Source organism: Clostridium acidisoli DSM 12555 (genome assembly GCF_900176305.1).
GTDB lineage: Bacteria > Bacillota > Clostridia > Clostridiales > Clostridiaceae > Clostridium_I > Clostridium_I acidisoli.
The window spans coordinates 184,608-196,746 of the sequence record NZ_FWXH01000003.1 but is presented as its reverse complement, the minus strand read 5'-3'; the positions used below and the strand labels follow the sequence as shown (position 1 = coordinate 196,746).

Annotated in this window: 8 protein-coding genes and 1 pseudogene; 1 reads left to right on the top strand and 8 read right to left on the bottom strand. The window is 29.9% G+C overall.

Annotated elements, in window-relative coordinates; all coding sequences use genetic code 11:
* Positions 1 to 7: 7 nt before the first annotated feature.
* Both B8978_RS19760 and B8978_RS06055 read right to left on the bottom strand, forming a co-directional pair.
* Positions 8 to 160, bottom strand: a complete 153-nt coding sequence (locus B8978_RS19760) for a hypothetical protein (RefSeq protein ID WP_176212623.1) — start codon at positions 158 to 160, stop codon at positions 8 to 10.
* A gap of 159 nt (positions 161 to 319) precedes the next feature.
* Positions 320 to 823 carry an ECF transporter S component gene (locus tag B8978_RS06055; RefSeq protein WP_084114745.1) on the bottom strand — a complete coding sequence of 168 codons (504 nt, stop codon included), beginning with the start codon at positions 821 to 823 and terminating at the stop codon, positions 320 to 322.
* A gap of 228 nt (positions 824 to 1,051) precedes the next feature.
* Here B8978_RS06055 and B8978_RS06050 point away from each other — a divergent pair.
* A pseudogene (locus B8978_RS06050) lies at positions 1,052 to 1,330 on the top strand (IS1634 family transposase); the annotation flags it as partial.
* A gap of 105 nt (positions 1,331 to 1,435) precedes the next feature.
* Here B8978_RS06050 and B8978_RS06045 read toward each other — a convergent pair.
* The 6 genes from B8978_RS06045 to B8978_RS06020 all read right to left on the bottom strand — a co-directional run bounded on the left by B8978_RS06045 (position 1,436) and on the right by B8978_RS06020 (position 12,100).
* Positions 1,436 to 2,122 (bottom strand): dihydrofolate reductase family protein, encoded by a 687-nt coding sequence (locus tag B8978_RS06045; protein ID WP_084114744.1) that lies wholly within the window; start codon positions 2,120 to 2,122, stop codon positions 1,436 to 1,438.
* A 119-nt stretch (positions 2,123 to 2,241) separates the two neighbouring features.
* Entirely contained in the window at positions 2,242 to 2,547 is a 306-nt protein-coding gene (locus B8978_RS06040) for a flavodoxin family protein (protein WP_084114743.1), read from the bottom strand.
* A 234-nt stretch (positions 2,548 to 2,781) separates the two neighbouring features.
* Positions 2,782 to 3,261, bottom strand: coding sequence for a PTS sugar transporter subunit IIA (locus tag B8978_RS06035; RefSeq protein WP_084114742.1), 480 nt, complete (start codon positions 3,259 to 3,261; stop codon positions 2,782 to 2,784).
* A 64-nt stretch (positions 3,262 to 3,325) separates the two neighbouring features.
* Positions 3,326 to 7,036: a helicase-exonuclease AddAB subunit AddA gene (addA, locus tag B8978_RS06030; protein ID WP_084114741.1), complete on the bottom strand. Its 3,711-nt coding sequence runs from the start codon at positions 7,034 to 7,036 to the stop codon at positions 3,326 to 3,328.
* Positions 7,036 to 10,494 carry a helicase-exonuclease AddAB subunit AddB gene (gene addB, locus B8978_RS06025; RefSeq protein ID WP_084114740.1) on the bottom strand — a complete coding sequence of 1,153 codons (3,459 nt, stop codon included), beginning with the start codon at positions 10,492 to 10,494 and terminating at the stop codon, positions 7,036 to 7,038. Before addB ends, addA begins: the two co-directional genes overlap by 1 nt.
* Before the next feature lie 187 nt (positions 10,495 to 10,681).
* Positions 10,682 to 12,100, bottom strand: coding sequence for a glycoside hydrolase family 1 protein (locus B8978_RS06020; RefSeq protein ID WP_084114739.1), 1,419 nt, complete (start codon positions 12,098 to 12,100; stop codon positions 10,682 to 10,684).
* Positions 12,101 to 12,139 lie beyond the last annotated feature (39 nt).

Sequence of the window (12,139 nt, the reverse complement as noted above, 5' to 3'; positions counted from 1 at the left end):
AAGCACCTTATTTATCAAAAACTCCACCTTGTTTTGTATTGTTAAAACCCTTTTGTTTATTTCCTATACTCTTATCTGGTCTTTTATTTTCCTTATTATGTCCCTTGTTCTTTTTTTCTTCAATTAATTTCTTCATAAGTTCAATACTTTTATCTGACATTTGTTAGTCTCCTTAATCTTATTTGTAATTAATCTTAACATAACCTTGGAGTAGTTTGGAAGTATTCTTTTGTATAAAAAAATATTAGCTTCACAATATAATAAAATTTGGAAGCTAATATTTGCTTTGCATTTCTTTCTATATAAAACAACCTTTCATTTATGCAACGCTTTTGAACACATTATCCCTACTTTTAGAAACTTTTGATATTGATTTAGCTATAATATATGCTATAATTCCATCTACTATATGATGAACTGCTGTACCAATTGCAACAACTGCTACCAAGTAATTAAATCCTGTAAACGGTATTATTACTAAACCTTCTAAAATTGCATGAATAGGTAATGTACTAGCCACAACCTTTGGAAAGCTTACGCCTTTTTTAATAAGCACTGCACCAACAAATCCAACTACTATATGTGTGCATGCTCTTGCTGCTATAACCGGTGTTGTTGTTATTAAAAATCCTAAGGCTGACCCTATTCCAACTATAATTGCAGCATATGGTCCAAAAAACATGGCTATAAACATTGGTACATGGGCTGCTATGGTTGCAGAAAAAGGTGGAATATATACCCTTAAAAATCCAAAATAAATTGGTATTATGATTGCCATTGCTGTTAGCAATGCTGTATAAGTTAACGTTCTAACTTTATTCATGTGTAATCCCTCCGTATGCTAATGTATATACAGAAGTATACAATATATATATTCACTTGTAAAGTTTTATACTAGGCACTGGAATAATTCATTATAGTTAGAAATTGCGAAGCAAAGATTAAAGAATTTTATCATAGCTAAAGCTAGATAAAATGATTAAAGAAAGCCTTCGGCTAGATGGAAGAATTGACGAGGCTAAAGCCGTCAAAGGTGAGAGAAGTTACTTACGTAACAGATAAAGAAAAAGAGGAAACAAGAAAAATACTTATTCCTTTTGAACAATCTAAAATAATTTCTAAAGATGAACAATGCTCATTTAATGGTGGATATCTTTTTCTTCAAAAAATCTATCACGAACTTGGTTTAAATAAAATATGCGAAAAAATTTCAGATAAGCATAAATTCCCTTACAATCTTGATTCTATTCTCTCTAGATTAATTTATGGTAGAATTATTTTTCCAGCTTCAAAGCTTGCTACGCAAGAGTTGTCAAAAAAATTTAAGGAAATTTTTCCTCCTTAGGTCGGAAAAATAATGAATTTAAAGGTGAGAGAATTTGCTTTCGGCAAAAGGTTTATGGTTAAGAACAGTAATTAATTAGATTTTTTACATTTAACTAATTATTTTATATCTGAGCCTTATGAAGGAATCCTGTAATACTTCCGCATTTTCTAACTTTAATACACCAAGCTTATTAAGTTCTGACTTAGACATCAACGAATCTCCATCCACCAAAGAAGAAGTATATTTGCCTCCTATGAGAATTGGTGCAACAATGATATCAACAAAATCCAGCAACTTAGCACGTAGGAACAGCCCGTTTAATGTACCTCCCGTCTGTACAGTAATTCTTTCACATCCAAATTTTTCATATAAATCTTCAAACAATTTATCAGGGTTAAAAACATCATAATACAAAATATACAAGTTATCAGCTTGAATATCATATGCAGGATGATGCTTATTAGAGGTAACCAATACAAAGCTTTTTGATAGATGCGTAAAATATTCCACTCCATGCTTTGTTAAATGATTGTTATCGATAATAACAAAACTAATGTTCCATCTTTCCTGTGGCAGAGGTTTTTCATTTACGCCTACTTTGGCTTGTACTCTGCCTGAGTTAAGGCACCATAAATCTGTTGTTTCTTCAATTTCATAATACTGATGAAGTCCTTCCATAACTCCATGGATATTAGGAAAGTCCTTATCTACATCTAACTCGTCTGAAGCACCCGTACTAATTTTTCCATCAACTGAGGTTAATAAAAACAATGTTGTAATAGGCCTTTTATTCATCGTATATATCCTCCACCATCTATATTATATAAACTGCTAATTTTCTTTACCCAATTAATAATTTCTATTTTAGGAATACATAATTCCCTACCATTAAACAAGAATAGACAAACTTGACTTTACCATTGCTTTGGGACACAGATCTTTATTTGCCCCATTGAACCACCGTTTGTAATAAAGGGATAAACCATTTTACCTTTCAGTGCATTGTCTGAAAGAAATGTTCTAACCGCAGGAGGAAAAGAAAACCACCACACAAGAGTTCCAATCAGGATGGTATTATAAGCTGATATATCTTTCTGAATTGGCTTGATTTCTGGCATAAATCCACTGTTCACTTCATGTTTCGTTTGTGCAATATACTGAGTATTGCCAGTAAAAGAATAAAAGAGAATCAATGGTTTTATAAATTTGTCATTTTTCATATATTCCCCCCACTTCTTACAACATAAAATTTTTTAATTTTGTGTCAGTATAATATGTATAAGATTGTACCAACAAGTTTTTGCTCTTTAATGAAGTAACCATTTATCATGCACTTGGCATATTTGTATACATTGCTTAACATCTTTCTTGCTATTATGCTTTGGAGAGAGTGTAAAGGTGGTTTAAAACATATAAGTCCAATCACTTTAAACTATGAAATTTATCTTTTACCTTTATTTTGTTCTATAAGTCATAAGTATATCTTCTCCTGCTTTAACATCCGCTCCTATATTTACATCAATGTCTTTAATAAGCTCAGTATTTGTTATTAATACAGGCGTAATAAGTGAATATCCTTTTTCAATTATAAATTTTCTGTCAATTTTAATAATTGGATCACCACCCTTAACCTTTTTTCCCTCTTCTATTAGTCTTGTAAAGCCACTGCCTTCAAGTTCAACTGTATCAATCCCAATATGAATAAGAATTTCAACTCCATTATTAAGTGTCATCCCTACTGCATGATTACTTTTAAATATGATGGAAATAATTCCATCTGCTGGTGCTAAAACCATATCACCATATGTAAATATTGCTACTCCATCACCTGCCATTTTTTCTGCAAATACTTTATCGGGTACATCTTTTAAATCCATAATTTTTCCTGATATTGGAGACATTATGTTACAATTCTTTTTTAAAAATTTCAGCATGTCAAAACCTCCTCACATATTGCTATTTTATGGCTATTAGCACTTAACAGCAATAATTATAATACTAGCTAATTTCTATAATACTTCCATCATAAAATAAATACAAATATTTTTCTAAAACCTTTTTTCCTGTGATTTTTTCTAACGCTTCGCTATAATATTTAAGCTGTATAGAATATTTTTTCACAATATCTTCTATATTTTTTTCTGTTACATAATCAGTTTTGTAGTCTACTAGTATTACACCATCATTCTCTTCAAAATAACAATCTATTGCCCCTTGTACCATTACATCTTCCTCTGAATTCAAATTGTATATTTCACTTGCTTTTAACCTTATTACAAATGGAACTTCTCGCTTAACATTATTTGATGAAAGCATTCTCTCTCCAAGCTCAGTTTTAAAAAATCTAGCTATTTTTTTTATGTCCACAGCTTTTCCTTGGTTCTCTGTTATAAGTTCTCTAAAAATCATTTTATCCATTTGTTTTTTTATATCAGCTTCCTTAACACCTTGTTTAAAATCAAGTCTTTGCATAACACTATGCATTGCGGTACCTCTCTCACTAGGTGTTAAAGCCTTTTTTTCCTCCATAAATGAAGGTCTCTTTTTTAAAGCTGGCGAAAACAAATTTCTCGAATACTCTTCCTCAGTATTATATTGTCTTTTAAGTTCTGTTACAGATATACTTGAAGGCAATGTCTTAGAGTTTTCATATTTATAATTAAAACTAAGTCTTCTATTAATTTCATCATAATATTTTGTCCTCGGAGGATTACTTTCTATTTCTAAAAGTATATCTTGAAGCTGTTCGGATTCATTGTCCTCTACACTGCTCTCTACGTCCTCCTTTAGAATTTCATTTCTATTCCAAAGAACTACATCCCATTTAGAACTATCTTCGTTTATGTAACAATTTTGAGGCTCAATTTCAGCTTCATTTCTTAAGATTTCTCCATCCTTATGCTTCATAATAGCGGGACAAATCCAGTCCAAATAATTTTTGCCTTTTATTATTGTATTTTCAGATACTTTTTTATCCTCACTTAAAACCTCATCTGACCACTTTAATGCTGATTTCTTAATTTCACTTGTAGTTCCAGTTATTATAAGTTTTTCCTTGGCTCTAGTCATTGCAACGTATAATATCCTCATTTCTTCAGATAAACTTTCCAGTTTTATTTTCTTTTTAATAGCATTTTTAAATATAGTTGGATAGGAAATTCGCCTCTCAAAATTTACATAGTCAGGTCCTAATCCAAGATCATAATGAAGCAACACAGATTTTGCAGTATCCCTAAGATTAAAATTTTTCCCACAGCCCGACAAAAATACTACTGGGAATTCTAATCCTTTGCTTTTGTGAATACTCATAATTCTAACCACATTCTCATTTTCACCTAATATCTTTGCACTTCCCATATCCTTACTGCTTGTTTTAAGCCTATTTATAAAGTTAATAAATTTAAATAGCCCTTTATAACTGGTGTTTTCATACGCTTTAGCTCTTTGAAATAATATTCTTAAGTTTGCTTGTCTTTGAACTCCACCCTCCATAGCTCCAACATAACCATAATAGCCAGTTTCAGTGTATATATACCAAATAAATTCATCTATTGGCATATGTAATGACAACTCTCTAAATTCATTTAACTGTCTTAAAAAATTGCGTGATTTTTTTAAAATACTAGTTTCCAATTCTGATGCTTTAGAAAAAATTTTTAATGCTTCATAAAAACTTAGATTTTCATCTATATTTCTTATATCTATTATTTCCTCATCACTAAATGATGCTATAGGCGAACGCATTACTGATAATAATGGTATATCCTGAATAGGGTTATCTATTATTTGTAACAGCGCTAATATGGTTTTTATTTCGGTAGCTTCAAAATATCCACTTCCTGTGTCCGCAAAAACAGGTATATCACATCTTTTTAATTCATCAGTAAATATTCCAGCCCAATTTTTGGTTGTACGAAGTAATATTACTATATCTTTATATTTTATATTTCTGTATTCTTTAGTATCCTTATCAAATACTACAAATGGCTTTTCATAGGGATTATCTACTAGTTCCTTTACCTTTTTCCCTAACATTCTTCCTTCTAATCTTATATTATCAATATCTTCTTCGTCTTCTTCATCGTCTATATTATTTTTATCAATAATATTGTTTTTTTCGATAATATTTATTTCATTATCACCTAAGGCGTTAAAATGTTTTTCATCAATATCTTCAAATTTTGATCCAAACTTTAGTTCCTCATGTTCATTATAATTTAGCTCTCCAATATTTTCTGACATTATTGATTTGAATATAAAATTTACACCATCAACGATTTCTTTCCTACTTCTAAAATTTTTAAATAAAAGAATTTTTCTATTTTTTGCTCCTACTTCATTTGAATATTTATTGTACTTTTCTAAAAACAACTCAGGTTTCGCCTGTCTAAATCTATATATACTTTGCTTTACATCTCCAACCATAAATACATTCGGTTTTTCACTTTCTCTTCTTGAAACAACCCCTAAAATATATTCTTGTACAAGGTTACTATCTTGATACTCGTCTATAAATATTTCTTCATATTTTTCTCTGAGTTCAATTGCAGCTTTAGATGGAGTTACTTCTCCTTCATCCGTAACTGAAATTAATATTTTTAAAGTTAAATGCTCAATATCATTGAAATCTATTATCCCTCTGATTTTTTTAGCCTTTATATAGTTATTGTCAAAATCAATTACCATCTTACCTAAATATTTTAGCATTGGATATAATTCTTTAATATGTTGTACCATATTTTCATTTAAAGTATTTAATATTTCTTCTGATATGTCTTTAAACTGCTTTTTGTACTTATCCCTTATATTTTGAACTTCTTCTTTACTATTTTTATTTGCATCTTTACTACACCTTTTAAGTGTAGTAAATTTTGTTTCTCTTAAACATTGTGTAAATGTCTTAAAATCCACACTTGCACTTAAAAGCAAATCATTAATTATGTTATAATCATTTTCAAAGGTTTCTTTATATGGTTTTATACTATCTTCTCCATCTATTATTTTCAAAGCTTTTATTGTAGCTTTTTGCATACCTAAAAGTTCTATTCTTGCATTTGAAATTAACGTTTTTGCCCAAATTGACGTGTTAAAGTCAAAATCCTCTGAAACATTAAAACTCTCACTTATTTGATTAATCCACTTTTCTGGAAACGGACTACTTTTTGCAAAATTGTACAGAGAAAAAACCATTTCCGTAAGTGCTGAATCATCTCTATTCGAACAATAACATTCAATAAGATGAAAGAATTCTTTATTTCCTTCTTCATAATTTTTATCAAATAATTCTTCCATTGCTTCAGTTTTTAATAAAACAGTTTCAGTTTCATCAGCTATTCTAAATTTAGGGTCCAAATCTATAAGATGAAAATAGTTTTTAATTACATCAAGACAAAATGAATGTATAGTAGTTATTTTAGCCTTATTAAGAAGTACAAGTTGCCTTTGTAACACATTAGAATCTGGACTTTTAGAAAGTTCTCTTGATATTGCTTCCCCAATTCTTTCTCTCATCTCTGCTGCAGCTGCGTTTGTAAATGTAACTACTAATAATCTATCTATGTCAATAGGATTTTTTTCATCCGTTATCATTTTTATTATTCTTTCAACTAAAACTGCAGTTTTTCCTGCTCCAGCTCCCGCTGCTACAAGTAAATTAGAAGCTCTTGTATATATAGCCTCTTTTTGCTCGTCGGTCCAAGTATTTCCCATTAATTTTCACCTTCTTGTTTTTCATATTCCTTACTTAATTTATTCCAAATTTCCTCATCACTTTTTTCGGATATATTTCTATAATTATTGTCTTCAAGCTCTTTATCAAAAGTACATATTGATGAATACAAACAAAAATTACATGGTACAAAATCTTTATTTTTACAAGGGTTAATGCTTATATCCCCCTTTAGCATGTTTTCACAACTCTTAGCAACTATTTTTTTTACATGTTCCCTTAAAAGTTCAAATTGTTTTTTTGAAGCTATATCGGATTTCCCAAGACTACCATCCTTATTTATTCTTGCTGGTATAACCGTAGAATTACCATTCATCTCTCTGTCCATTTCCTTAATTATATCTGGATTGTCAATTAATAAACCTTTCATTTTAAATTTCTTCATTATCTCTTTCTTTAGTTCCTCATCATCTATATCTTTATTGCTCCTGATTATAGGATCATCTATTTTAAAATACAAAATTGCTCCTGGTAAGGGTTCCTTTTTTGAGTCTTTCCCCTCTTCTTCAAGTATAGCATCAAGATATAAAAGCAGCTGAACTTGAAGTCCATAATATACGTCTGAAAGTTTAAAAATTTTATTTCCAGATTTATAATCTATTATTCTTATATATGTTTCACTGTCTTTTACAAGCATATCTATTCTATCTATTCTTCCTATTAAACTTACCTTTTCTCCTGAAGAAAGTTCCACAATTATTGGTGAATATCCACCATGTTCACTAAAATCAATTTCAAAACCAACAGGTTTAAAGCCACTTCTTTTAATGTGATTTGTTATAACCATAGCTGTTCTTGTAAGAACCCTTTTAAGCCTTTTAGTTAAATAATTGTATCTTGGTGAACTGCTCAAAATATAGTTATTATTTTTTTTAACATTACTCTCTACAATAGTATTTATGCTTTCCTCACACCAGGCATTATCAATTTCATCCCAGTTAATGCCTTCAAGTTTTACCTTTTCACTAAACTCATCAATTATTTTATGCATAAATGTACCAATATCAGGATAACTAATCTTAAATATCTTTCTCTCCTTTGCCTTAAGCCCATATTGAACATAATAAGCAAAAGGGCATTCCGCATACTTTTCAAGCCTAGATACATTTATCCTCATATTATTTCCATATAAGCTCCTAGCCTTTTCCTCACTAATAAGTTCAGTTTGATTGGAATAACTAATTCCACTGAATGCTCTTTCACACTTTTCCTTCCACTCATTGGAACTACTAAACCATTTGTAAACATCTCTCCAAATTAAAGCATCGCCCTGTCCATCCACTCTTTTTCTTAAAACATTTACAAGTTCATTAAAAGTTGGAATTTTTGCATCAATTAAATTTAATCTATCCTCATCATTTTCATAAAATAAAAGATCATTTTGTTCTTTTAACTTTGGATATATATTTTTTATTCGTGAAACTATAGAAGATGACCTTAAAGTCTTTCCTTCATAATCTGCCATTGGGTAACTAATTCTTAGATATTTTCCCGGTATAGTTAATGTTGTATAAACTAAAAATTGTTCCTCAAATGCAGCTGTTCTAGTATCCTTTGCAAGTTCCACTCCCTTTTCCTTAAGTGATAATCTTTCCATATCGCTTAATATTCCTTCATCATTATTTATTGAAGGAAAAACGCCATCATTTACGCCTACAAGATAAAGTACACATATATCATGACTTTTAAGTCTTTCAACACTTCCAACTAAAACCTGATCTACAGTTGGTGGTATAAGACCCATTTTATGCTCTCTAACTCCTATGGTTAATATTTTTTCAAACTCCTCTAAAGTAAGCTCTGTATCTCCCATTACTTCAACTGTTTGATCTAATAAGTCAATTATTATATTCCATATCTGACTGTATTCATTTGCAATCAACTGATTTTTGCCTTCTTTAAATTGAGATACTAATTCCTCTACTTTTTCCTGAGCACCAATATTCATTAAAAATTGGAAGACTATTTTACATATTTCTTCTGCTGTTTTCTTAGTTCTAGTCTTCTTATAAAACTCCTTCAATGGTTCAATTACAACTTCTCTAATCATATTTATTCTCTCTAAAAGTTCTTGCTCTCTAAGTGAAATTTCTTCACTAGAAAATAACGAATTAGGTCTGTACTCCCACCTTTCTTCATCAAGCCACTTCTTTTTTCCCTTTATACCTGCCGCTAAAATATAATTTTCAAACACATCTATATCTTCTAAGGGTATTTTTGTAAGTCCCGTCTTAAGGTACCTAAACATTGCTTCATAAGACCAATTTTTAGTTACAATTTCAATGGCTGAAGTTATAAGCACAACTATCAGATTTCCTTCTATGTCTTTTTTTTCATCTATGAAATATGGAATTTCATGTTCTTTAAAAATAGCTTCAATTATATTTTCATAATTTTTAAGATCTCTTGTAATTACAGCTATATCTTTATATCTATACCCCTTATCTCTACACATTTTTATTATATCTCTTGCAGTACTTTCAATTTCAGAATATTTATTTTGAGCTCTAAATAATGTTATATCCTCCGTTTTTTCTGCATATTTTTCATAAGGGTATGCAAATAGATTTTTTTCTAAAAATGAAAGTGTCTTACTGTCTTTAAATCTATAAAAAGGTTTGCTTTTAAGCACTATGGGTTTATCCAAAACTATATTGTTATTTCTAGCTATATCAATAAGCTTATTTTCAGTATTTCTAGTAAACTGAAATATATCAGTACCATATTTCAAACCATCTTCATAATCACTAGTAAGAGTGATGTTAACTCTTTTTGCTTTTTTCATAAGTTTTTCTATAATTTTATATTGTTGTGGAGTAAAACTCGAAAATTCATCCATCCATATCTCTGCATTGTTAAACATTTTTGATTCATCCAATTTTTCATGAAGCAAATTTAAATCATCATCAGCATCAACATAATTTTCATGAAGTACCTTTTCAAATTTTTCATATATCTTATTCAAATCTAATAGTTTACTTTTAAGATTAGTTTCATTTTCAATATTTTCTGCAGCAATAGATAAAAGTTCTGGAGTTATTGAATATCTTTTAAACTCGCTTATAGTGTCAGAAATTGTATTTATAAAGCCTTTTTGAGTTGCTGCCCGTTTAAATACAGTTAAATCATTAACAACCTCATCCAAAACGTGAGAAATAAGCATGCACTTTCCAGCAGAATCCATATGCTTTCGAGTAATTCCACCAACCTCATTCATTACCCTATAAGCCATTCTTTTAAAACTAAGTACACGAACATTTAAATTAGACTTTTCTCCTATTTTCTGAAGAATATTTTTTTCAGCTTGAAAGGAAAACTGTTCTGGTATAAGATAAAAAAAAGGTCCTATTTCTTCCTTGTCTACTCTTTCTTTTATACTATCCATACAAAAATTGCTTTTGCCACTTCCAGCTCTTCCATATATAAATCTTAAACTCATAGTTTAATCATACCTTTCTAATTTACATTATATCCATAATATTTATTTTATCATACATTAAGCTTTTTTTGATAAATGATATTTGTTTATAACAGTACTACATTGACAATACTTTTATATTAATTTAATACATACAAAAAGATTATCTCAATATACACTGAGATAATCTTTTTTATAATGTATGTGCCTAATTTAAATCTTCACCATTGCTTTCAATAACTTTTTTATACCATTTAAAGCTTTTCTTTGGAATCCTTTTTAAGCTCCCATTTCCTTCATTGTCTTTGTCAACATATATGAATCCATATCGTTTTTTCATCTCTCCCGTGGATGCACTTACAAGGTCTATACAACCCCACATAGTATATCCCATAAGTTCAACTCCATCTTTAACTGCCTCTTCCATCTCTTTTATATGATCTCTTAAATAATCGATACGATAATCATCATTTATTGATCCATCTGAATCAAGCTTGTCAACAGCACCTAATCCATTTTCCACTACCATTACTGGTATTTGATACCTGTCATATATATGATTTAATGTCCATCTTAACCCCTTAGGATCTATTTGCCAACCCCAATCTGAAGCCTTAAGATATGGATTTTTAAATCCACCAAGTACATTTCCACTAACTTCTTCACCATTTTTATCGCTACTTACAACATTGGACATATAATAACTAAATGAATAAAAATCAACGCACCCTTCTTTTAATATGTCTTCGTCTTCTTTCTCCATTTTAATTTTTATTCCATTGTCTTCAAAATACCGAAAAGCAAAGCCTGGATAATATCCTCTCACTTGAACATCAGAACAAATCATATTATTTATTTGATCTTTTTGTTGAGCTAAAATTACATCATTTGGATTACAAGTTTTAGGGTAACTGCACATATATGCAATCATGCACCCAATTTTAAATTTTGGATTTATCTCATGTCCAAGTTTAACTGCCTTTGCACTTGCTACGAATTGATGATGTAATGCCTGAAACCGTATTTCCTCATTGTTTTCATTTTCATCTAATATCATGCCACCTGCCATATAAGCCCCAAAGGGTACCGTTAAACAATTTATTTCATTAAATGTAAGCCAATATTTTACTCTATCCTTATATCTATTAAAAATCACTGAACAATATCTTGTATAAAATTCAATCAATTTTCTATTTGACCACCCTTTGTATTTTTCAGTAAGTGCAAATGGCGTCTCATAGTGTGAAATTGTTACTAATGGTTCTATATTGTATTTTAACAGTTCATCAAAAACCTTATCATAAAATTTTAAACCTTCTTCATTTGGTTTAAGTTCATCACCATTAGGAAATATTCTAGACCAAGCTATTGAAAGCCTAAATGTTTTAAATCCCATGTCTGAAAATAATCGTATATCCTCTTTATAATGATGGTAAAAATCAATTGCTTCATGACTTGGATAATGAGTATTTTCTTCTAAAGTTCTAGTTATCCTCCTTGGAATTGTATGAGTTCCACCTGTAAACATATCTGCGGTACTTGGCCCTTTTCCTCCCTCATTCCAAGCTCCTTCAAATTGGTTTGCAGCTGTAGCTCCTCCCCATAAAAAATTACTTTTCATTCTCATAACCTTCACTCCTTTTGTTCATTATATGAACATTATATT